21 protein-coding genes are annotated in these 21,637 nt (G+C 57.4%); 9 read left to right on the top strand and 12 right to left on the bottom strand.

The genetic code is table 11. The features are described 5' to 3' along the window. Positions 1-81: 81 nt before the first annotated feature. Positions 82-804, bottom strand: a complete 723-nt coding sequence (locus AC1DYJ_RS03095) for a LuxR family transcriptional regulator (protein ID WP_477279895.1) — start codon at positions 802-804, stop codon at positions 82-84. 481 nt (positions 805-1,285) lie between these two features. On the opposite strand from AC1DYJ_RS03095, the gene AC1DYJ_RS03090 reads away from it, so the two are divergent. Beyond that, positions 1,286-1,585: a hypothetical protein gene (locus tag AC1DYJ_RS03090; protein WP_477279893.1), complete on the top strand. Its 300-nt coding sequence runs from the start codon at positions 1,286-1,288 to the stop codon at positions 1,583-1,585. 283 nt (positions 1,586-1,868) lie between these two features. Then, positions 1,869-2,639, top strand: a complete 771-nt coding sequence (locus AC1DYJ_RS03085; RefSeq protein WP_477279891.1) for an HAD-IIA family hydrolase — start codon at positions 1,869-1,871, stop codon at positions 2,637-2,639. Positions 2,640-2,907: 268 nt separating this feature from the next. Here the strand turns inward: AC1DYJ_RS03085 and AC1DYJ_RS03080 are convergent, their stop codons facing one another. The 5 genes from AC1DYJ_RS03080 to AC1DYJ_RS03060 form a co-directional block, all read right to left on the bottom strand. After that, on the bottom strand, positions 2,908-4,365 hold the full coding sequence (locus tag AC1DYJ_RS03080) for an amidase (RefSeq protein WP_477279889.1): 1,458 nt from the start codon (positions 4,363-4,365) through the stop codon (positions 2,908-2,910). Positions 4,366-4,460: 95 nt separating this feature from the next. Continuing rightward, the gene (locus tag AC1DYJ_RS03075) at positions 4,461-5,438 is read right to left on the bottom strand and encodes an ABC transporter permease (protein ID WP_477279887.1); all 978 of its coding nucleotides are present in this window, start codon (positions 5,436-5,438) and stop codon (positions 4,461-4,463) included. Between the two features lie 66 nt (positions 5,439-5,504). Beyond that, positions 5,505-6,251, bottom strand: a complete 747-nt coding sequence (locus AC1DYJ_RS03070; RefSeq protein WP_477279885.1) for an ATP-binding cassette domain-containing protein — start codon at positions 6,249-6,251, stop codon at positions 5,505-5,507. An 82-nt stretch (positions 6,252-6,333) separates the two neighbouring features. Beyond that, the gene (locus AC1DYJ_RS03065) at positions 6,334-7,326 is read right to left on the bottom strand and encodes a substrate-binding domain-containing protein (RefSeq protein ID WP_477279883.1); all 993 of its coding nucleotides are present in this window, start codon (positions 7,324-7,326) and stop codon (positions 6,334-6,336) included. Between the two features lie 119 nt (positions 7,327-7,445). Further along, complete coding sequence (locus AC1DYJ_RS03060) at positions 7,446-8,699, bottom strand: aldose 1-epimerase family protein (RefSeq protein ID WP_477425938.1); 1,254 nt, start codon at positions 8,697-8,699, stop codon at positions 7,446-7,448. Positions 8,700-8,927: 228 nt separating this feature from the next. On the opposite strand from AC1DYJ_RS03060, the gene AC1DYJ_RS03055 reads away from it, so the two are divergent. From AC1DYJ_RS03055 to AC1DYJ_RS03025, 7 genes are all read left to right on the top strand, one after another. Continuing rightward, positions 8,928-9,707: a DeoR/GlpR family DNA-binding transcription regulator gene (locus AC1DYJ_RS03055; protein WP_477279879.1), complete on the top strand. Its 780-nt coding sequence runs from the start codon at positions 8,928-8,930 to the stop codon at positions 9,705-9,707. A 104-nt stretch (positions 9,708-9,811) separates the two neighbouring features. Continuing rightward, positions 9,812-11,314, top strand: coding sequence for a xylulokinase (locus tag AC1DYJ_RS03050; RefSeq protein ID WP_477279877.1), 1,503 nt, complete (start codon positions 9,812-9,814; stop codon positions 11,312-11,314). Further along, positions 11,311-12,015 (top strand): triose-phosphate isomerase, encoded by a 705-nt coding sequence (locus AC1DYJ_RS03045; protein ID WP_477279875.1) that lies wholly within the window; start codon positions 11,311-11,313, stop codon positions 12,013-12,015. Before AC1DYJ_RS03050 ends, AC1DYJ_RS03045 begins: the two co-directional genes overlap by 4 nt. 20 nt (positions 12,016-12,035) lie before the next feature. Continuing rightward, positions 12,036-12,530: a secondary thiamine-phosphate synthase enzyme YjbQ gene (locus AC1DYJ_RS03040; protein ID WP_477279873.1), complete on the top strand. Its 495-nt coding sequence runs from the start codon at positions 12,036-12,038 to the stop codon at positions 12,528-12,530. 179 nt (positions 12,531-12,709) lie between these two features. Then, positions 12,710-13,498, top strand: a complete 789-nt coding sequence (locus AC1DYJ_RS03035) for a helix-turn-helix transcriptional regulator (protein WP_477279871.1) — start codon at positions 12,710-12,712, stop codon at positions 13,496-13,498. An 82-nt stretch (positions 13,499-13,580) separates the two neighbouring features. Then, positions 13,581-14,162 (top strand): acyl-homoserine-lactone synthase, encoded by a 582-nt coding sequence (locus AC1DYJ_RS03030; protein ID WP_477279869.1) that lies wholly within the window; start codon positions 13,581-13,583, stop codon positions 14,160-14,162. A 38-nt stretch (positions 14,163-14,200) separates the two neighbouring features. Then, complete coding sequence (locus AC1DYJ_RS03025) at positions 14,201-15,091, top strand: LysR family transcriptional regulator (RefSeq protein WP_477279867.1); 891 nt, start codon at positions 14,201-14,203, stop codon at positions 15,089-15,091. A 6-nt stretch (positions 15,092-15,097) separates the two neighbouring features. On the opposite strand, the gene AC1DYJ_RS03020 is transcribed toward AC1DYJ_RS03025, so the two are convergent. From AC1DYJ_RS03020 to AC1DYJ_RS02995, 6 genes are all read right to left on the bottom strand, one after another. Continuing rightward, the gene (locus AC1DYJ_RS03020; RefSeq protein ID WP_477279865.1) at positions 15,098-15,598 is read right to left on the bottom strand and encodes a nucleotidyl transferase AbiEii/AbiGii toxin family protein; all 501 of its coding nucleotides are present in this window, start codon (positions 15,596-15,598) and stop codon (positions 15,098-15,100) included. Between the two features lie 650 nt (positions 15,599-16,248). After that, positions 16,249-16,959, bottom strand: a complete 711-nt coding sequence (locus AC1DYJ_RS03015) for a thermonuclease family protein (protein ID WP_477279864.1) — start codon at positions 16,957-16,959, stop codon at positions 16,249-16,251. Between the two features lie 195 nt (positions 16,960-17,154). Beyond that, complete coding sequence (locus AC1DYJ_RS03010; protein WP_477279862.1) at positions 17,155-18,045, bottom strand: OmpA family protein; 891 nt, start codon at positions 18,043-18,045, stop codon at positions 17,155-17,157. A gap of 71 nt (positions 18,046-18,116) precedes the next feature. Beyond that, entirely contained in the window at positions 18,117-19,388 is a 1,272-nt protein-coding gene (locus AC1DYJ_RS03005; protein ID WP_477279860.1) for a hypothetical protein, read from the bottom strand. Continuing rightward, entirely contained in the window at positions 19,388-20,200 is an 813-nt protein-coding gene (locus tag AC1DYJ_RS03000) for a hypothetical protein (protein ID WP_477279858.1), read from the bottom strand. Before AC1DYJ_RS03000 ends, AC1DYJ_RS03005 begins: the two co-directional genes overlap by 1 nt. Continuing rightward, positions 20,184-21,632, bottom strand: a complete 1,449-nt coding sequence (locus AC1DYJ_RS02995) for a hypothetical protein (protein ID WP_477279856.1) — start codon at positions 21,630-21,632, stop codon at positions 20,184-20,186. The genes AC1DYJ_RS03000 and AC1DYJ_RS02995 overlap by 17 nt, the downstream gene beginning before the upstream one ends. Positions 21,633-21,637: the final 5 nt, after the last annotated feature.

Genomic DNA, 21,637 nt, shown 5'->3' with positions numbered 1-21,637 from the left:
CGATCCCCCCGATCGTTCTTGGGGGGAATAGTTGCAGTCGAGCTAAAATACGTCACCTGTCCGATCGGACAGTTGACACAACTATGGGTGAATCAAACGCCGGCGGACAGCCTCGACGACGGCCTGGGTGGTCGTGGCGACGCCGAACGCCTCCCGAGCCCGGGTGGAGTGCCATTTGACCGTGCGCTCGCTCAGACCGAGGATTTGGGAGGTTTCTGACGATGTTTTGCCGGCCGCCGCCCACAAAAGCACTTCCTTTTCCCGATCGGTCAACGGACCTTCATCGCCGTCTTCGCTGTTCGACAAAGCCTGGATAGACATGCCGGCATAGACCGCCATCGTCACCAACTGGACCTGCTGTCGCTGCGAGAGCATGCAGGTCTTATGCGAAGAAGCAAACGACAATACTGACTGCCAATGGTGGACGCTTAGCATCGGCACGGCAAAACCGCTGCAAATGCCGAACTCGGCTGCTTCACCCGCAACGCGTCGTGAGCCTTCCGTCTCAGACCACTTTGCCGGAACGTCGGCCCACAGGAATGGCTTCAAGGTTTTTGCCGAATAGATGCAAACGCCGTCAACAGCAGCATGCTCGGCTTCGACATAACGTTCAAACCAACCCTCGGGCCAACCGTTCAATTCAACCATTGGCCTCAGCTTCTGCCCCCCGAGAGGAACCCCGCTGAGGATAAGGTGCTCAAAGCCGAGATTCCTCACTGTTTCAAGAAGGTCGCCGAGAAGCGTCTTGGCCAAGGAGTGCTTTCGGCACCGCTCGACGAAGTCAAATACATCAGCATCGATCATTTAAATGCCCCTCCCACACAATTCGTTACAAGTATAGCCGGAATCAGGACGTCGGAATATCAAAATCGAGTCGTTCCAGGACCGGCCCTTGACGCTACCAAGCCGTTGAAACCTAATATATTTCCAACCAGTTCGTATGGCGATAATTGCTCCGACTGGCGCATGATGTGATCATACCGTTCCACCGCCGACTGCGTGCGGCTGGTCGAAGCATCGCTCACTGCGCCGCGTGTCGATCATACGATCTCCTTCGGCACCCGACACAAGCTGAAGATGGTCGACAATAGCGGTGCGGACCACCTGGGATACATTCCGCAGGACAGCGCCGAGCCGTTCCGTGCCGCCTGCAAGGGCGGCGGCGTGTCGGTCCCCAAAAGACCTTCTGCCGGATAGCGGTCGCGCGCTCCTTGAGCGTTTCATCTGGCAGGTTTTAGCGAAGCGAACACGACATCCCGCCGCGAAGCTTCATTGCGGAGCCAGCGTGAGCGCCATGACAGGGGGCGTGAAACGATCAACCATCCGCTGCAACGAAGATGGCAGCCGCATCACCGATGAACAGCTTCTGGATCACCTACGAAGGTCGATGGATCAGGACGGCCACCTGTCGGTGGATGTCATCGATTCCGATCCTATACCGACGAGCAAATTCTTTCGCCGGCGGCTTGGTGGGCTGAAGGCGGCCTACGCCCGAGTTGGCTATCTCTCCAATCAGAGCGCGATAGTAAAGGCGGCGCTGAAGCGTCTGACTACTCAGGCCACCGGCCCACAAGCCCTGGCTTGACCCACCGCGTCGCCGGCCCTTTGGCGCCGGCCCGGCGTAGTCCTGGACGCGCCTCCAGAGGCGTTCGCGCAGTTCCCGGTTCAAGGTAGTGAAAGCCGAGGCGACATTGCGATCGGCGCCCCGCTCAGCAGCGAGGGCTGGCTCGCCTTTTTGTACGCCAGAGCATCCTATTTGTAAGACGGCAGAACTGAATGGCTTTTCAAGGCGCACTGCCTTTGCATCTTATGCCTCCGCAACCGCGGCGCCGCTTTTGTTCCCACTCAATCAAACCTTGGAGACAGCGATGGAAATCGCGCACCTAATCGACATGGATGGCGTTCTCGTGCGTGGGGGATCACCTATCGAAGGGTCTGTCGACTTCATCCGGGCCTTGGTCGAAGACTCACGAGCATTTCAGGTTTTTACCAACAATTCCAAGTACACACCGGAGGATCACGCGCATCGCCTACGCGGAATGGGTTTTCCCCTGGAACCCCGACACATTTACACCTCCGCGCTGGCAACTGCGCGGTTTGTCAGCACACAGATTCCCAACGCCTCGGCTTATGTCATCGGTGATCATGGATTGACCTCCGCGCTCCAAGCGGCCGGGTGTCGAATCACGGCATTCTCGCCTGACTATGTCGTTCTTGGGGACGCTACCTCCTATCACTATGAGGAGATTGCCACAGGCTCACACCTCATTTCTGCAGGCGCCCGGTTCATCGCGACCAATTCTGACGCAACTGCACCTACCGAGAGAGGACTTCACCCTGCATGCGGGTCCGTTGCCGCCTTGATTGCAGAGGCGACCAGCATGAAGCCATACTTCATTGGCAAGCCAAATTCCTTCATGACCCGATGTGCCCTCGACAAACTGGGCGTCAGCGCAGAGCAAACTGTGTTGGTCGGCGATCGAATGGATACAGACGTTCTCGCCGGGCTCGAGGCAGGTTTGCGATCCGTGCTTGTACTTACGGGCGTGACTTCGTCTGCCGACCTTCCTCGCTTCTCCTTCAAACCCGATCTGATCGTCGCTCGCTTGGCCGATCTGGCCGAGCATACATGGGTCTGACCCTTTGCTGATGCTGCGTCTCGCTGGCAGACGTTGACAGAGCATCCGCAAAGAATTTGTAGCAAGCAGCGTGATCGGCGCCTCTCGGAGGCGTTCGATAAACGACACGCACCAACAACCGTCTGGCGGACATACGTCGCGCAAAGGCCAGCTAGTTCGCCATGCGGCCGGACGTTCGATCGGAGGCGGTTGGCGAGTACTGCGCAAACTGCGCCCACCCTGCCACTCGCGCAGTGCTATGGCTAATTGGCCTCCGCTTCGATGAACACTATGAGATGACGTTCTCCCGACCGGCGCAGACCGCTGGGATCCGATCGATCCATGGTGCGGCCTCTTCCATCTGGCGGGCAAGCTGCAGGATAGTCGCCTCGTCCCCATGTTGACCCACGAGGTGCGTACCAATGGGCAGCCCGCTGCCACTCGGCGTGCCCGGCACCGAGATTGCAGGATGGCCAGAGACGTTGAATGCAAACATATAGGCTGCGTCGGACCAACGGTTCAGATAGGTCTCTCGGTCGGCTTCCTCCATCGACCAGTAGTTGACCGGCCGAGGGAGATGGGTAAGGGTTGGCGTCACGTAGACGTCGAATTGCGACAATTCGATCGCCAGTTTCTGGCTGGTCTTGCGGTTCGCCGCGATGCTTGCCGAATAATCGGTCGCCGAAAGCGTGCTGGCATGTTCGATCATAGACCAATTGATCGGACAGAGATCCGCTTCGGTCAGAGGGCGCCCGACTAGCCGGCCATACTGCGCAAACTCCCCAGCATATTCCACCGCAACGATGTCGTTGTAGCGCCACCAGGCGGCTTCGAGATCCTCCGCAATATCGTATCTTTCAATATCGTGTCCGAGCGTTTCGAACAGCGCCAGGCTCTGCTCGACGGACTGCCTTACCTCAGCAGAGACGGCTTCTCCCCAAGGATTGTGAAGCGTGTAGCCGATGCGTAGCCGGCGCGGCTTTTCGTCGAGCAGCGATAGCCAGCTCTGGCTCTGCTTGGCCGGGTTGTACAAGTCGCCTGTCATGGTGCCTGCGGTCGCATCTAGGAAAGCGGCGGTGTCACGAACCGTGCGCGTATTGCACAGCGTCGAGATGCTGCCGAACCAGGTATCGACCGCTTGCGGCCCATAAGTGATACGCCCGCGAGACGTCTTGAGACCGACGACACCGCAGCATGAGGCTGGCACGCGGATGGAGCCTGCGCCATCCGATGCTTCTGCAATTGGCACCAGCCGGGCAGCAACGGCCGCCGCCGCGCCGCCGCTCGAGCCCCCAGGCGTTTTTGAAATATCCCAGGGGTTGCGCGTCGCGCCGTAAAGTCGGTTCTCCGTGCCGACTGACCAGCCACACTCGGGCAGGTTCGTGCGGCCGACAATGGCGAGGCCAGACTGGCGGATTCGCCGAACCATCTCGGTGTCGGCATCCCAAACCTGATCCCTAAGACAGGCGAGTCCAAGATCGAGCGGTATGCCTGCGCAGGTCGACCCGACATTTTTTAGAAGGAACGGGACGCCGGCAAATGGCCCTTCCTTCGTGCTCGATTGGCGCGCGTAATCGAATGTCGGGATAACGACGGAATTGATCTGCGGGTCGATTTTCTCAATCAGTCCAATCGCAGTTTCGATTAGTTCGCCGCCTGTCACATCGCCCCTGCGCACGTGATCAGCGAGAGTGAGCGCGTCGCTTTCGACGTATAGGCGAATGATGTCGTCAGTGACCTGGCTCATGAATTTTCCTTCTTGTCTGCTATTGGGCCGAACGACTAGCGGGGCGGCCACAAATATTACGGTAGGAATAGTTGTGTGTAGGGGTCGGTCGCTTCCTAGCGCTCGCCATTTTGCTTGAGACGATCAATCGCGACGGCGATGATCAGAATGATGCCAATTGCTATCGTCTGGTAGAAAGGCTGGAAGTTGAGGATCACAAGGCCGGATTGGAGAATGAGCGCGAGCATGGCGCCGAGAATTGATCCAAGCAGGAAGGCCTGACCGCCAAACAGGCTGGTGCCACCGATCACAGCGCCTGAGATCGAGGCCAGCGCGTCATTCGAATGGCCGCCGATATCGGTGGTTGTAAATCGGGCCAAATCGAAAGCACCTGCTAGGCCGCACAGCGCTCCCGCGACGATGTAGAGGGCGATCAGATGCCGAACGATTGGAACGCCGTTGCGTTTCGCCGCGCGTTCGGAGGACCCTATGGCGATGCTGTAGGTGCCGAAGCGGCCGCGCGCAAACTGTAGCCAGATCAGACCGACGACCAGGGCGGCCACTAGCGTGGGTACCGGAAAACCGAATACATTTTTGCTACCAAAGCTGGGCTGGATCGAACGCGGAACGCCGGAAAGATTAGTACCGTTCGTGATGACCAGCGCGATGCCGAGCACCACGCCGAGCACCCCGAGCGTCGCCACCAACGAGTTGATCCGCACCCATCCGACCAGGATCCCATTCATCAGGCCGACGAGGCCGCCAGTCACCACCGCGACTACGAATATGATTGGCAACGTCACCGACGCGCCGGGATCGACCGCACCGGCGACGGCGGTCAGAACGACGCCGGCCAGCACCGAGGACAGCACAACGTTGGCGCCCTGCGAGAGGTCGATCTGGGCTGCGGCGAGCAAAATGGTCTGGGCAAAGACGAGGAGTAGCACCTGAGAAAATGTAATCAGGACGCTGACGACGTTCGCGGGGTGCAAGAACGCGCCGTTCCTGGACAAGAAATAGAATACCGCGATCAATACGATATTTAGAAGAAGAACCCAGATGGCATTGCCGCCCAATATTGGCTTTTTATACATTTGTTCCACTGTCCAGCTTATGAAATGTCTCGGAGAGGATGATTGGCATAGCACGACCAAGGTCATTCACTCCGTATCGTCGCCCACCATCAGGGCGACAACGTCCTTCACCGATTGTCCCGCTGCGGGGAGCGTCCTTGCCACGCGACCACGACGCAGAATGATCAGCCTTTCGGCAACTTTGAGGATATGCGGGATGTCATGCGCGATGATGCAGACGGCAAGTCCCTGAGCCGCGATAGCCCGTATGGAATCGAGAACCAGATCCACCTGCTTTGGGCCAAGGGCCGCAGTTGGCTCATCAAGGAGGATAGCAACCTTCGTCCACATCAGCGCGCGCGCGATCGCAGCCACCTGACGCTGGCCGCCTGATAACCCGCTCACCGGCATGCGCACGTCTTGGAGTGTCGAGATCCCAAGACGGGCGATTTCGGCCTTGGATGCGCGGTTCATTTCCCGCCGGTCAAGCCACCCGAGTAAGCCAAGAAGGCCAGGAAGCAACTTCTCACGACCGAGAAACATGTTTTCCGCAACCGCCAGATGCGGCGCGAGCGCCAAGTCCTGATAGACCATCCCAACACCCAGTTCCTGGGCATGACGGAGCGAGTGGATCGGCCGGTCGTTTACCTGGATTTCTCCACTCGACGCCGAAGATGCGCCGCACATGATGTTCATCAGCGTGGACTTGCCCGCACCATTGTCCCCGAGCAAGGCGACGATTTCACCGGCATGAAGCTCCAGGCTGACGCCCTCGAGTGCGACGATCTGGCCATAATGCTTGCTGACGTCGCAAACCTTCAATACGGCACCCATAAGGTCCGCCTCCAATTCCCGTTGCGCGATCAACTTATGCCTGCCTCCAAAGAGTAGCCTTGGAGGCAGGCACGTCGTTGCACTACTCGCAAGTGCCCGAGTAGATGTACCCCTTGCTGTCGGGATCATCGACGTTGTCGCGCGTGAGAAATTTGACGGGTGCAAAGACCTGATAGGGCAGGCTTGCCGCTTCACGTCCCTCCGTCAACACTTTGACCATTGACTCGATCATCTGGTTCGACAGCCTTGAGGCGCTCTGCGCTACGAGTGCATCGAATTCACCAGCCTTGAGCAGTTCGACCTGATGGGGCGTTGCGTCATACGCGACGACACGAATCTTTCCGCGCATTTGCGCAGCGTTCAGGGCGTAAACGGCGCCTTGCGCGCCGGTGCTATCGGTGGTGTAGACTGCGGCGAGATCGGGATGAGCAACGATCGCCGAACTCGTGGTCGACGCGGCTTTAGCGGCATCGCCGCTGATGTACTGGACGTCGAGCACGGTGATGTCCTTGAAGTCCTTGTCGATGACCTCTTTGAAGCCTTTCCAGCGCTCGTTTTGCACTGCATTTCCTGGAGTATCGGTTAGGATAAGGACAGAGCCCTTGCCAACCATTGCTGCCAGGTCCTTTGCAACCTGAATGCCAGCGTCGCGGTTGTTCGTGCGGATATTCTGAATATCCACTGGCTCTACGAGGCTGCCGTCGACGGTAATAACGGGAGTACCTGCGTCCATGATCTCCTTGGTGGGCGCAATGAAGATCGTCGAATCCCACGGAACCAGCACGATCCCATCCGGCTTTTGGGCGACGACGGCCTCAAGGACCTGCATCTCGTCACGAGGTGAGGACGATTGCGAGCCTTGCCAGATGAGGTTGATGCCTTGCTCCTTTGCTGCTTTCTCCGCCCAGCATTTCATCGAAGCGTAGAAGGGCAGGCCAATGCTGGCGGTGACGAATCCCACTGTATAGCCACCCTCAGGCTTCGCTTTGGCCCCTTGCGCCGCCAAAGGGGACGCCAGTGTCAGCATCAATGCGGCGCCTGCTACCGCTGTCGTCAAACGTTTGAACGTGGTCATCAATAATTCCTCCCTGTTTTTGGACGTTCTAGAATGCTTGCTTCCTTCCCGTTGACCGCGGCAAAACAGCGATCAATTTTCGCAACCTTGGAAGAAGCTATGTTTGCATCGCCGAGCGATCAGGGGTGCGGCTTGATCGTCTCGGGATTGAGTGCGGTCGGCTGGCCGTCAAGGATTGCTGCGATCTCCGCTTCTGCCGCGTGCACACCAGCGGCGTCTCCCAGAATGGCGAAGTCGATCGTAAACCTGCGCGACGCCCCGGAGTTCAGCACCGGAACGCGACCGGCTTTACGCTCGATGTTGCGGTTGGCCGGGAAACCGGTGGCCGGTTCAAGACCCGTCACATAGGCCTCCCCAGCGGCCCCGGTATTTTTCCACAACGATATGTAGGGCAGCTCACTGATCGCAAAGGTCATCATTGCCGCTTTGTCAGCGGCCGCGTTGACCAGCATGATGGAGGTCTTGCCGTTTTCGTCTCCATAAGGGGCAATGCCGTAAACCTGCTCGGCGAAACCCGGCTCGGGCGGCCCATAGGTTGTGTAGTGTTCCAGTCCTTCGGCCGCGCGCGGATCGATGGGGCGGACCTCTTTGGCTGCGGCGACGAACCGCGATCCATTGCCCAGCAGCGGTTCGCCATAGTTGGCATGATAGATGATCTGGAATTCCTGGGGCGCGGAACCAAGGTTGGTGACGACGTCCGACACGGTGATGACGTTGGAGCCCAGTTTGGTCGAGATGTCTGTTCTCAGTTCAAAATTTGCCCCGAACGCCGAGACCTCGCGGACAGTGCCCCTGACATGAATGGCGGGGCTTTCGCCTTCAACGACTTCCACCGAAACCTCGGATGCGGGAATGTTTTCGATCTTGCCGTGGAGGGTCAGCGCCTTGCCGTTATCGTCGCCCGGATGCCCCGCCCATTCGATGCCGGCTCGCGGCAACCACTCATTGAAGCCATCAAGCCAGCCGACTCCGCCACGGGACTGCAAATTGATGTATTGGGGATTTACCACTTCGGTGACCGGAGAATCCCAGCCTAGGCGCACATCGCCCATCTGGGCCCGAAGCAAGCTCATGCCGCGCGTCGGAACAACGGTGAAACTCAGTTTGCCATTGTCGACGACTACGACATCGACGCCCTCCTGCTTGCCGCCATGAAGCGCCTTCTTCTCGACAGACCATTTCGTGGTCGCGCCGGGATCGCTGTGCGCCTTCCATCCGTCCACGTGGATATTCTGATTGACGCTAGTCAGCACCATCTCTTGGGCGAGGCCTCCCCCCGCGCTCAGCCCCATAGCAAAGCTGGCTGCGGCTCCAGCCAACAGTTGGCGTTGCATCAAGTTCAGTCGGTTTGGCACGCTGTGAAACATGTCCATAGTTCCTCTCCCTCTTTTTCCCGCTCTATCGGATGCAAGTCCGGGGCGGGTTGATGTAGCAATGCGAGCAGCCCGACGATCACTGATGCTCAGGGTAAATGGGCATGGAGCCCGCCGCTGAGCGACAGATCGATTGTCGGAAGCTAGGCGGCAAACTGTACTCGATCGATGTTCGAGTCAAACGAAATCGTGTTGCAAATTCACAAAAAGTGCGATAGGATCACAGATATGAAGCTAAACGCCCGCCGAATCATGATAAAGGATCTCATAATGGCAGATGGAGAGTTGAATCTTGTGAATTTATCTCAGAGATTCGACGTGTCCGAAATGACGATACGGCGAGACCTGGAGGCCCTTGAAGAGCAAGGCGTGCTGAGACGCGTTGCCGGAGGCGGGGCGATCTCGCTTGTCGATAAGGCGAAGGAGCCCTCGTTCGCCTCGCGCATCCATGCGGCGTCGACTGGCAAAGCTCATATCGGACAGGTAGTCGCTACCCGTCTATCACGACATGAGACGGTTTATTTCGACGGCGGCAGTACTGCGTTGGCGTCCGCTCGAGCAGTTCGTGGACGAGGGCTCAAACTCACTGTTCTAACACCCAGCCTTCTGGTTGCCCTGGAACTTGCGGAAGAACCTGAGACAACAGTCTTTGTTCTTGGGGGGAAATTGCGTTCGGGAGAAATGTTGACGTTGTCACCCGAGACAAGTCAGGATCTCAATAATTTTAACGTGGATACCTATGTTATGGGGGCGGCCGGCGTTCACCCCGTGAAGGGGATCACTGACTATGATCCCCTCGAAGTGGCGCTGAAGAAAGCGGCGATCAAGCAGGCTGACCGAGTTCTGCTTGCTATCGACATGTCGAAACTCGATCGCGTTCTGCTCGCTCGCATAGCGGGTCTTGAAGATATCGACCTTGTCGTTACGGACGCGCCGCCGAACCATTCGTCGATCGCCGCATTTCCACCCGATCTCGAGATAGTCCACGTCGATATGTCCTTGTCTTAGCGCGCTGGGAAAAGCGGCAGCTTGGCTGAGGGTCTTTCTGGCCGGCCACACAAGTCGCCACGTATTGACCGAGTGAACGCCGTCCACCACCTGGGAATAGGGTCATGTCGAAATCATACTTTCTTGGCCTGGATGTGGGCACCAGTGGAGCGAAGGCGCTTGTCGTCAGCAAAGACGGACACATTGTCGGGCGCGGCCACAGTGCCTACGGCCTCTCGACGTCCGCGAATGGGCGCGTTGAGCAAGATGCTAAGGAGTGGCTGGATGCAATCGCCCTGGTGGTCCGCCAAGCCTCTGCTGACATTGACGCACGCGATATCGTGAGCGTTTCAGTTTCTTCTCAGGGCGGAACGATGGTTCCTGTGTCACAGGAAGGCCGCCCCTTGGCACCTGCCATCTCCTGGCTCGACCGGGGTGCTGTCGCCGAGGCCGAGGTTCTTCGCAATCTTATTGGCGAAGACGAGGTCTTCCACCTCACCGGTTGGCCAATCGCTCCCAACAACACGGCGGTACAAATTGCCGCATATCGTGCTCGCTGCCCTCAGGACTTTTCTCGGGCTCGCTATTTTCTCGAAACCGCATCGTTCGTGAACATGTGGCTGTCAGGTGCTCCGGTAATCGACACGAATGTCGCAGGCATCTCGCAGCTAACAAACGTGGTGACCAAAACGTGGGAGCCGCGGATTCTGGAGGCTCTCGGTATCGACGCTGCCCGGCTGCCCGCCATCGTTGAGCCGGGCACACCAATAGGCCCACTAACTCCGAGTTCTGCCATGTCTCTCGGTCTCGACCCTATGACGAGAGTCATAGCCGGGGGCCACGATCAGTATTGTGCCGCTTTGGGCGCCGGAATCTTGGATGCCGCGAGCATGCTGGTGTCAACAGGTACGGCCTGGGTGGTTCTGGCGACCAGCGACAAACCCTATGCCTCGGCCGCCGATGGCTTTGGCAACGGCCGCCACCTTGTGCACGATCTTTGGGGCCATTTCGGGGAAGTGTTCAACGGCGGCGTGTCGCTGGAATGGATCCGACATGTCCTGAGTGGGACGGGCTCGCTTTCGTTCGATGATTTGAACAGGTTGGCGGCTTCCGTATCACCCGGCGCGCGGAGCGCCCGCTTCTTTCCCTACTTCAACGGAACGAACCCTCACGATCCACTTGGAGCGTCACAGGCAGCGTTTAGGGGGCTGCAACTCTCGCACGGGCCGGGTGATCTCGTCCGATCCGTGATGGAGGGCGTTGTTTTCGAGGCAGTTCTCCTTATCCGGCGCTATGAAAGGACGGTTGGCCAACAGTTCAGGCCCACCGTAGTGGGAGGGGCGACAAAGAGCCCGACATGGATCCGCATTTTCGCCGACACGCTAGGTCGAGATATCCAATCGAGTCCAGTTGCAGATGCGGCTTGCCTAGGGGCAGCGGTTCTTGCTCGTCGGGGTGTAGAACCAAGCCGTACTTGGGGTGCCATCACCAGTCTTATGGTCCCTCCGTCGACAACGATTGAATTTGATCCTGAAAATAACAAAACCTACTCAAAGATACTTGAGGAATTCGAAAGAGAGGCAACCTCAGCCGTCGATACGCTCAGATCAGCGCCTCGACTCTCATGAAAATTATCACACCCCCGTTTTTCGAAATCGGCCCAAAGAACATTTTGCGGCGCCGTGACCTGCACAATCTGTGTGCGATCGCTGAAGAGCTTGCGGCTCTTCATTGTGTTCAAACCATCGTCACGGTGCCAGCGACCGAGATCGAAGCGATCAAGGTTCGATTCGCTGGCCTGCTGGTGTTTGCACAGCACATGGACCCGGATGCTCCCGGACCTGGCATGGGGCGTGTCATTGCTGAGGCCCTCATCGACGCGGGAGCGGACGGGACGATGATCAACCACGCCCAACATCCGCTCCAGCCATCGAAAGTCGCGACTGCCATCGCCCGCGCGCGGGCCGGTGGCCTGCTTTCGATTGTGTGCGCGGCAAGCGACGCTGACCTTCCGAGGATCGTCCCTCATGGGCCCTCCGTAGTACTGTATGAGCCCCCCTCGCTCATCGGGCATCCCGGCGGAGTAGCTAGACCTTGGATCCGAACGATCAATGAAAAGGTCCGCCTGATAAACCCTGCGGTATCCGTCATGCACGCCGGGGGCATCGGCAATCCCAACGACGTATTCATGGTGATTGCCGACGGGGCGGCCGGAACCGGTGCTACCAGCGCCATCATCCGCGCGACCGACTGGCGGCACGCGATCTCATCGATGCTCAGCGCGGTACAGACAGGCTGGTCGGAGCGTCAACGGCGATGGTCAGAATAAACAATAGCGAAAGAGAACCAATGACTGCATCAACCCATACGATCGAGATTGAGAGCGAAGCTCGTCCGACTTTCGCCGACATTACCGAGTCAATTCAGACCGCGGTGAATGCATCCAGCGTGCTCAACGGCATCGCCTTGATAATGTCCCCCCATACGACGTGCAGCGTGCTCGTCCAGGAATCGTCCCACGACACCGACTACTTCGGGACGGAGTTTCTCATGCGGGACCTGGTTACTGCTCTCGAGAAGATCGTGCCAACTGCGACGAGTGAAACGCAATATCGGCACCCCGGCCCGAAACACATCGAGTGGGCTCAAGAGCGTGGCGAGAAGGCGTGGTGGAGCCTAAATGTCGATGCGCACCTAAGGTCTGTGCTCTTAGGCAGATCCGCGACAATCGCGATCGACAAAGGCGCGCTCGTGCTTGGTGACTTTAGCAGAGTGTTCTTTGCCGACTTCGATCAGATACGCGCTCGCAAGCGTCGCTGCGTAGTGTCGATCCTAGGTGAATAAAGGCGAATGATTTCGGTATTCCTTTCGTACACCTTGGTGGGACGAAAGTTGGCGCGAACTAGGCGCTCGACAGCGCTCAGGCCGTATGCCGGGTTCGCACTCCACGACCCGCCGCCAACTCCAGCAGATCGCGTTCGGCAGCAATGATCCGGGATTAACCTGCCGGAGTGTAGGATGCGATGGCCCATGAATTGAGGCGGACCGCGAATATCCAGGCCGGTGGAAACACCCGCAACTGGCGGCGTCGACTTGACGACACTTACGACGTCCTGAAGCGCATCGGGCAGAGCAGATCCACGGATGACATCAGCACCTGTTTCCTCGCCTATGCATGCCGGTTTGGAGCGACGAGCTTGCTTGCCGGCCAGATACCCCCGCCAGGCTCGTCGCGGCGCGAACAACTGTCACATGTGCTCCTCGCGACCTGGCCGAAGGAGTGGTCGTCACGCTATTTTTCGAGCGGCTATCTCTACCATGATCCGACCATCCGACTTGTCTGTCGCGACAGCCCACCTTTCCTGTGGCGGGACGCCCGCGAGCTTTCCAAAGGGGGCGGGATTGGCAGCAGGGTCATGGCCGAAGCAACAGAGTTTCGCTTGCGAGAAGGCCTGACCATTTCTTTGCGAACGCTTGAAGGAAAGGTGATGGGCTTTTCCGTCGCTGGCGAGCACCTCGAAGTTGAGCCTGTAGATGGCCACGTTTTCCAGCTGATAGCAGCTTGCGCTGTGGGCCAGGCCATCGTGCTCACAGATGGTGAACAGCCTCGTCAACACGTTCATCTATCGGGCAGGCAGCGGGATGTTTTGCGCTGGGCTGCACAAGGCCTGACGGTGGACGGGATTGCCGAGCGCCTGACCATCAGCAGCAACACCGCTGACACTCATTTGCGCGCTGCGCGCGAAAGACTGGGCGTAACAAGCACCGTCCACGCCGTGGCCGAGGCCTTCAGGCTCGGCCTGATAGACTGAGCGATCTCACGGGATCGCGTGATGCCGGTATGCGGATGAACTGCGCAAAAGTCAGTCCACTTCAATCCTTTGAGGACGACCGATGCTTCATATCGTTACATCCGAAAACGTCGAGACGTACAGCGTGGAAATGGATGAAGCCTTCCGGCTTCGCCATAAGGTCTTCGTCGACGAGAAGGGATGGTCAGCCTTATGGCGGAAAGACGGCCGGGAAATTGACCGTTTCGACGACGCCCACGCAGTCCACATGCTCATTACCGAGGGCGGCCATGTTGTGGGCTATCAGCGCATGTTGCCGTCGACCCGACCCCACCTTCTGTCCGATGTTCACCCGCAACTCTGCGAGGGTGAGCAACCCGTTGGCCCGAACATCTGGGAGTGGACGCGCTACTGTGTGGAGGCCGGTCGTCGTGAGCACGGTCGGATATTGAGCCCGGTCGCTAATGCCCTTCTATTGGGGATCGTGGAGTGGGGTCTCGAGCGCAACATCGACACCATCATCATCGAGATGAACCCGATCTGGCTTCTTCGGCTGGTGCTGCTGCATTTTCGTGTCGTGCCCCTCGGGCGCCCAGTGTTCATCGAGGGCGAGGAGACGCTGGCCGTCACAGCGAGCTTCGACGGACGAACGCTGGCCAGACTTCGCGAGTCGCCGGTGCCATAGGTTCGTGCCGCGGTCGCCAACGCCGGAGCGCTGAGGTCATGGGACGTTACTTTCACCTCACCACGCTGCATTGCGCCCTCGTCGTCGCCGAAGAGGGCAGCTTCCTTGGCGCATCCCGCCGGGTTGGAATTCACTACTCGGCATTGAGCCGGCGCATCCGCGACCTTGAACTTGCGCTCGGCGCCAATTTGTTCGAGCGCCATCCGTCTGGTGCCAGACCGACGCCGACGGGAGCGCGCTTCCTGCGCAATCTTGGCCGATCGCTTGACGACCTCGATCGCACGCTTGCAATGGTTTCGGCAGCAGGGAAGGGCGAATCAGGAAGCCTATCGATTGGCTTCGATACCTCGCTCCACAACGGCGAACTTCTCGACGCCGTCAGGGACTTTCTTCACAGCAGGACGGGTGTCGCCGTTCGTTTCGTGGAGACGCGGCGTGCGGAGCTTGCGTCGGCGCTGAATGAGAGAGCGATCGACCTCGCAATCGCGCCAGGTCAAATCCGGCACAACTCCGGCCCCGGCCTGCAGCTTTGGGGAAGTAGCCTCTATGTGGCAGTAGCGGCCGATCATCCGCTCGCGGGTCGCGCCGCAGTTGAGTGGATGGAACTTCGGGGACACGCTGTCGTGACGAACACACAGCCGGCGGATGTGATCGGTTTTGCAACCCCGGGGATTGCCGGCGGACAACTGTCGATTGTCCATAACGACGTGAGCCGGGAAACCTTGCTCGGTCTGGTCCGTGAAGGCATGGGGATTGCGGTTGTTCCTGACAACAAGCCATCGGCCAATGGGATCGCGTTCGCCAAAGTTTGCAACCAAGGCCACCCCGTTTGGATACGTTACTTCGCAAGATGGCGCCCTGAATATCCCAATCCGGCGCTGTTCGACTTTGTCGCGTTTTTGCGAAATCGATATCGCGCAGCTTCTTGATCTGACTTAGACGCGCAGGAGGCCGCTGTTCGCCGACCGTGCGTGTTTCATGATTATTGGTGCCATTTCACGATAATCTGCACGCAAATCTCTCTGCCTGGCTTCCGAAGGCATCAGCTTCAATGTTCCGGGCCGGGCCGTGTCGTAGCTTGCCCAACTTGAGGAGAAGAACACCGCCTTGTGCCTCGACACCTGTTCGAGGAGATCAAAGTCGGTTGCGGCAGCTTTCCCATCGTCTGTTTCGAGAAGCATCGCGATATCATAGTAGTGCCGTGAAAAATATTGCGGCGTCGGCGTTTCAGCTGCTCGGTGTGCCTCTGCGTGCAGCGCCGTGGCTTTCTCCCAGAATGTGCGTCGCGCAGAGAGCACGGTCACGGTGCAGTCCGGATCCTCGAAGAAGCCTGGGTATTCGTCGGCCGCATATGGATGAATGGTCCGCTGCTCCGTAGGCCATGGGTCTCCCCGGGCGCCGAATTCGAGTTTCACCCTGGGTGTGATGTAAGCCATCTCGGCGTACTCAAGGTCGGGCATTACGGTCGGATAATAGAAGTTGACGGTCTGCGGCTCGTCGGCGTCGATTTCCAGGGACCATTTTCGGTCATGGGCTCGCCAAGGTGCGCAGCAATGTCCTTGTGAAGAGCCGGCAGGAGCGTTTCGGCGATATGCCGTTCGACGTCAACACCGAGCGCCTCGATGAGTTTCTTGGCCGCTTTTCGGCTGAGGCCTTTTTGCTCGGGGTCGCGCTCGCCCGTATACCCGAGGTCCGCACGATCGAAAGACAGGTCGATGTCCTCCGAAGGCAGAGGTCACAGGTTCGAATCCTGTCGGGTGCGCCAATAAAGTCAAATAGTTACAGTTTTCGAAGGCAGGGGCCATCGGTTCAAATGAACCGCTCGTGCGCCGCCACGCGTCCTTTCTTCTCTTCGAGGTAGGCCTCTACAACATGTTCTACAGAGACCCAACGGGGGTGGACATATCGCGCCTGAAGTCGAGAACGCACAAGCTACCAAGCGCAACCACTTCGGGCTGACAAACTCATCGAACCTTCTGGCTCTGATCTATGACCGTCCAACGGTACTATGGGGCCACTCTGCCGGCCATCAGTCCCAAGGAGGACAGCAGTCATGCTTGTCCGGGCAACTCAGTTGGTCCAAACGTCAACATAGGCCCTCACAGGGTATTCCATCGCTGTCACGATCTAGCTTCCCACCCCAAGAGCAGTTGTTCAGATACCAATTTGCTTCATCACATGACGCTATCTGCGAACAGGTTCGGCGAGGCTGACAGGACCAACTCTGCGCAAGAGCATGTGGACTTAGCAGGTTGAGGTGCTGGGCAGGTACACGTTCGGCCTGCCGATGGTCCGCACGCCAGTCCCAAGGGGGCTCAAACGTCCCTGACCAAATTCCGCGCTTGGCAGCCTTGGCGGCCGCCTCCTGGGCCGCATAGGCGCCTCTGCTGTATCTTGGCCAATCGAGCGCGTGGCCATTCTCCACCAGCCAGCCGGCCACGCCGACTCCGTCTGCACGAACACAGTCGCCAACATAGCGGCCATACCTATCCCAACTGACGAACTCACATCGGATCGGTCGCGAGGCAGAAAGGAACTCGTCTAGCGCAGCCGCAGCTCGGGCACCGCACTGGTAGCGAACGCCCTTTGCGTCGTCGCATTGCTGTGTGGTTTCGGGTGCATCAATGCCATTGAAGCGGATGCGCTGACCATGAACGTCTATCGTGTCGCCGTCGATGACCGAGGCTACGCCGGCTATGGGATCCCCTGCTGATGCAGAGCGCACGACTGGCAGATCGGATAAGGGAGATCCCCAATTTGCTCCGAGAAACCCTGAGACTGCCAACGGCAGTGCCATGAGCGCCAGGAGTGCCGCCGGGACTTTCCAAAAGACCGATCGCGTAGTGTCGCGCTTTGGTCTTCTCGATCTTCCAAATTTGGGATGTTGCTCGCTCATGTACGTCCGCCCCCCTTCTTTCTTACGAACCTACCGTTTCTCCCTACCCTAGAACGCAATGCTAAGCTGGCCATGCCTGCCAGCGTGCGCTTCTCACTACGTCCGGTTGCTCTTTCTCACTCTGATCTCAATGCGGCGTCTTGCTTTGACATCTCCCGATTGGTTGCCGTCCGTAAGTTTATCACCGGGGAGTATAAGCTGCCCCCCCGACATCGGAAGAATGGTGAAGCCTTTTAGCTCGGGTCTAGCCTCTAGGAACTTGGCAACAGAGATAGCGCGGGCCAAACCCAAGCCCGCATTGTCCGCAGGATGAAGAAATCCAACAGGCTCCTTACGTTCGAGCACTGATCGAAGGCCTCTGTCCATGTTTGAGGAGTCCCCGCTCATCGTCTGTTCGTCGGTGTGTCCGACAACCTCGATGATATCTACCTCGTACTTCTTTGCGGTGGCTGCTATCTCGGTTGATTTTTCGCGCAGTTTGGTCCGAAAATTTTCAGAGAGATCCGCACTACCCGGATCAAAATTGTAGCCCCCAAGCTCACTGAGGCTGATGATCGGAGGCCACTCATGGGGCTTGGCCGTTCTGGCCTTCTCTAACAATTCTATTACCTCTTTTCCCGACAGTCCCTTGGCGGCCAGTTCTCTGATCGCGGGAACCAACTCGCGGATTGTCTCGTCGGTAACACCGCTGTCTTGAAGAATGGCGATGGTAGGGGCGAGTTTGACAGCTTCATCCAACGTAAGGCCTGACGCTACGATAGCGTCGGCTGCCTTTTGCGCTGGGATCAGTTCCTTCCACTCGTCATCGGAAACCCAATGGCCGGTGCCCGTTCTGAAGGACGAGACCGTCTGTTTGAGCTTTTCGTTTTCCTCCTCGGCAGATTTCTGTGCCTGTTGAGCGATCTCGCTACTCTTCCGCTCCTTCTCGATAATTGCTCCTGCCGCAAGGAGAAGACAGAAAACGAGCAAAAGCATCGTCTCGGCCATCGTTAGACCAAGGATAAGACCTCGACCATAGCCCTTCCGTTCCGCCGTAATCGAGGTTTCACTCGCGGCACTCACCGGAATAACCAGCCCTTCCTCGCCGGCGCCTCGCCGTTGTCAGGATCGGAAGGAATTGCCAGCGGTTCAAACCCATCATTGGTCGCGACAACCGACGCTATTTCTGGGAGCGCAGTCTCGGGCGTTGATCTCAGCGGTGGCTCGACAGGCGTCGCCTCTACCTGCTTTGAGACCAGCTTTCCCATCAGTTCATTCATGTCTTGGCCCTGTTTCTGCACAAGACTGACGAGCATTTCTGCAAGACGCTTCTGGCCGCCCATCGACTCTGCAATACTTTCAGCCGCCGCAGCCGAGCTTGCAGATTTCTCCGCGACCAGCTGCAAGGCATCCGTGATCGCCGACATGCGGGCTTGCTGTTCTTGAGATGCCGTCTCTGTCTTGATTGCGTATTTGGCGACAGCGTTTCCCAAGAGTTTGACCATGGGCGCAAGTTCGTTCTTTAACACTTCGTCTGGCACGATGACCTTTTCGAGCTTCAATGCGACAGTGTCCGCTTGACCACCCAGTCTGGAAACTGACCCTGCCATCGTCGAATTCGCGCTCTCCAATAAGCCCGAGGCCGCCTCGACTTTCTTGGCAATCTCCGAGAACTGCTCTTCAATTTTGCTGAAGTTCTCTGCCATGGCGCTGCTTAACTTTCCCGATACATCTTGCACGGGCTTAATGGCTGCCATGGCCATCTTTTCGAACGTATCCCTAACGTGCTCTCCGTTCCGATGTGCCTGCGCTGCAATTTCTCCGAACCCTTCCTCCAGCATTTGATTGCTTACCCTACGGAAGTCTGCAAATTCGCGGGCCACGCTTTCCAGTTCCACGCGCACACGTCTGGTCATATCGGCCAGTTCATGGCGAGCGGAGCGCTCAATATCGATGGGATCGCGCCGCGTCTGGTTGTAGAATATTCGCAGAGCTATACCCATGATGGTGGAGGTGATCGCGACACCGAAGTTCTTCACAACCTCGTCGGTCGATCCGTTCGAGCCGAATTGGTAAAGCGCCACTCCAAGGCTCGAGAGCGTGAAGAGAAAGCCCATGTAATAAAGATTGTCACCCGTTTGCTCGTCATGGAGCCGCAGCCTTCCGACAGCTATGGAAACGGCGAGATATGCGAGCATTAGAGCTATAGGCACAGATATTGAGACCCGCAGGTCCAGTCCTGAGAGCTTCGCCGCTGCGATAAAGACGCAACCTCCGACAGTGAACAATCCGAAGACGACCAGTGCCAAGTTCGCGGCTCGGGATACCGAGAGTCGGGTTTTAATGGCCATCAATTGAGCCCCTCTAGCGGCACAAGCTTGTCCATATCTCCGTGATGGAGCCTGACCCACTTCCCCCAGAATTGTTCATGTTCGTCGGTGGAAAAATGTTTATTAGCCCGACGTACGTAGAGAATAATAACAGATATACCTTCCAACGAGGTTCCGTACTGAAGGTTGGCAGCACTATCTTCAAAGCTCCTGTAGTCAGCGCCAGACTTGTATTGAGAGTAAGAATTGGTATTCTCTATCATGTCTGACGCAATGATCAGGGTCTTGGTCGCATGCATAGATAAACCACTATCAAATATGGTGAGTTTTACGGCCTGGATAGCCGCCATGACAGGGGATTGATCTGCCCCGGTGTCCTTTCCAATAGTGCTCAAAAGCTCCTCAAGAGGCCTGTGGAATGTCTTCTCCCATTTGTCCTGCTGTTGCCGGCGATTGTGTGTCCACTGGTCGACAGATGATGCGTCACCAGGGTTGCAGGCGTCGAACTTTGTCTCGACATCTCCCGGAGTGGCAGTCAGGGTTGCGATGCGGAGGTAGCCGCCAGGTTCAATCTCCCTGACGGCCTTTCCAAGTTCGTTCCTGAGGTCAGTCATCGTTGTCGCTGTGATCGGATCCGTCGTGTCTATCAAAACGACGGTAGCGTTTTTGGGTCCTTCAACTGGGCAGCTTTTCGAGTCAAGTTCAGGTGTTCCGGATCTCAGCCACAACCATACGAAGCCCGATATCATTAATAGCGAAAGGAGCAGCAGGGCCGATCCAATTGCGATAGCTCCACCGTTGCTCTTGCGGCTCCTCTTATATCGCTTGGCCATTTACGCGATCCGGAAAGAGAGTATCGAGTTCCTGGTATCTTTCGATGCCCCTCTCACATTCGAGCCCAATAGCCTTGATCTGTCCTGAGAGTTCCTCCTGAGCCTGTCGCACTGAGGCTGATAGTTCCTTGTCAGACCATTCTTCGTTGAGGGCAACACGGGGCTTTATTCGTTCAAGCCTATACAGAGACGAGAAATGTTTCGGCGCCGGCTCCTTCCGCTCCTGAATGTTGGCCTCGCGATATTTTGATAGGAGTTGGTTGCATGCCCGTTCGAGATGATCCTGGTGCTGCTCGAACAGCGCTAAGAGCCTGGCCCTGCTCTCCATGATAGTTAGATACTCCCTTCTCCGGCCCGCAAGATCTTTGATGACATCCTCAATCCCTTCGTTGTGCTCGTCGCGAACCTTCTTAAGCTCCCCGATGAGTTCTTCCTTTTGGAGAATGTAATCATCACGGCGATCACGAAGGCGCTTTTCGACGCCCGCGTAGCCGGGGTACGGGTCGCGCACGAAACACCCATCGATGAATGCGATCAGGGAGAAAATGAAGCCAACACAAAACAGGAGCCATGAGCTGACGTCATTCAACCCTAGAGGGTCCTGGCGCATGTGCTGATAAGCAACAACGCCGGCACCCTCTATCCAGGTTCCACTTACCTCTCGGTAGTGCGCGAGAAGGAGGTTAATTGCGAATGCCATGGCGATGTAGGCAACTATCGAGACGGCACCCCAGAATTTTACAACCCACAACCTGTGAGTAACCAGGCGAGCGCAATAAATTGCCACGAGCAATGCAACCCCGATATTCACAAAAGAGAAAAGTCCGGCCTCTATCAACCCCCCGAAATACCCTTGGGCATTACCCTTGGCGAGGAAGCTCGCGTTACCGCCGGTTTCGATGACGAAAAGGAACAGGAGTAGTGAAATTCTCAGGAAGTGGGCGGTTCCCTCGGGAACTCGCGCAGCTCGGACGAGACTGTGTTTTTCCTTGAACCAGTTATGCTCTTTCTTGGCCTCGTGCAGTGCCTCTCTCAGCCCGTGCAGCTTATCAACGCCAACTGCTATTGCACCTTTGAAATTAGAAACACTCGCGGCATTCGTCTGCCTTATGAGCCCGAATTGTTCCTCGAAATTTAGGTTGGCGAGGCGCCCAACATAGAGCTGAAGGGTATCTTCAAGGGTGTGGTGGGCGGTTTTCTTCTCCGACTCTATCTTCTCGATGATCGTGTGTTCGATGTCATCCAGAGCTTTGGACGATTTGGAAGGCTGGTTCTCCTTGCCTCTTCGCCTGCCTATTTCCTCTAGAGAGAGATCGCGGGCAACTCGTTCCACGTCAAGATTGGGAAAGATTTCCGTTCCCACTCTGAAATCATGGTGCGACTCTCTCACTTTCTCGCGCAGCCTATTCAAGGCTTCAAATGTAACTGCCAAGTTTC

The organism is Mesorhizobium sp. P2_B11, assembly GCF_056404855.1.
This window is presented reverse-complemented; position numbering and strand designations above follow the sequence as displayed.

Bases quoted from the DNA above. Each gene is read 5' to 3' on its own strand.
- AC1DYJ_RS03095 (WP_477279895.1), bottom strand. From the start codon at position 804: ATGATCGATGCTGATGTATTTGACTTCGTCGAGCGGTGCCGAAAGCAC.
- AC1DYJ_RS03085 (WP_477279891.1), top strand. From the start codon at position 1,869: ATGGAAATCGCGCACCTAATCGACATGGATGGCGTTCTCGTGCGTGGG.
- AC1DYJ_RS03080 (WP_477279889.1), bottom strand. From the start codon at position 4,365: ATGAGCCAGGTCACTGACGACATCATTCGCCTATACGTCGAAAGCGAC.
- AC1DYJ_RS03075 (WP_477279887.1), bottom strand. From the start codon at position 5,438: ATGTATAAAAAGCCAATATTGGGCGGCAATGCCATCTGGGTTCTTCTT.
- AC1DYJ_RS03070 (WP_477279885.1), bottom strand. From the start codon at position 6,251: ATGGGTGCCGTATTGAAGGTTTGCGACGTCAGCAAGCATTATGGCCAG.
- AC1DYJ_RS03065 (WP_477279883.1), bottom strand. From the start codon at position 7,326: ATGACCACGTTCAAACGTTTGACGACAGCGGTAGCAGGCGCCGCATTG.
- AC1DYJ_RS03060 (WP_477425938.1), bottom strand. From the start codon at position 8,699: ATGGACATGTTTCACAGCGTGCCAAACCGACTGAACTTGATGCAACGC.
- AC1DYJ_RS03055 (WP_477279879.1), top strand. From the start codon at position 8,928: ATGAAGCTAAACGCCCGCCGAATCATGATAAAGGATCTCATAATGGCA.
- AC1DYJ_RS03050 (WP_477279877.1), top strand. From the start codon at position 9,812: ATGTCGAAATCATACTTTCTTGGCCTGGATGTGGGCACCAGTGGAGCG.
- AC1DYJ_RS03045 (WP_477279875.1), top strand. From the start codon at position 11,311: ATGAAAATTATCACACCCCCGTTTTTCGAAATCGGCCCAAAGAACATT.
- AC1DYJ_RS03040 (WP_477279873.1), top strand. From the start codon at position 12,036: ATGACTGCATCAACCCATACGATCGAGATTGAGAGCGAAGCTCGTCCG.
- AC1DYJ_RS03035 (WP_477279871.1), top strand. From the start codon at position 12,710: ATGGCCCATGAATTGAGGCGGACCGCGAATATCCAGGCCGGTGGAAAC.
- AC1DYJ_RS03030 (WP_477279869.1), top strand. From the start codon at position 13,581: ATGCTTCATATCGTTACATCCGAAAACGTCGAGACGTACAGCGTGGAA.
- AC1DYJ_RS03025 (WP_477279867.1), top strand. From the start codon at position 14,201: ATGGGACGTTACTTTCACCTCACCACGCTGCATTGCGCCCTCGTCGTC.
- AC1DYJ_RS03020 (WP_477279865.1), bottom strand. From the start codon at position 15,598: ATGGCTTACATCACACCCAGGGTGAAACTCGAATTCGGCGCCCGGGGA.
- AC1DYJ_RS03015 (WP_477279864.1), bottom strand. From the start codon at position 16,959: ATGGCACTGCCGTTGGCAGTCTCAGGGTTTCTCGGAGCAAATTGGGGA.
- AC1DYJ_RS03010 (WP_477279862.1), bottom strand. From the start codon at position 18,045: ATGGCCGAGACGATGCTTTTGCTCGTTTTCTGTCTTCTCCTTGCGGCA.
- AC1DYJ_RS03005 (WP_477279860.1), bottom strand. From the start codon at position 19,388: ATGGCCATTAAAACCCGACTCTCGGTATCCCGAGCCGCGAACTTGGCA.
- AC1DYJ_RS03000 (WP_477279858.1), bottom strand. From the start codon at position 20,200: ATGGCCAAGCGATATAAGAGGAGCCGCAAGAGCAACGGTGGAGCTATC.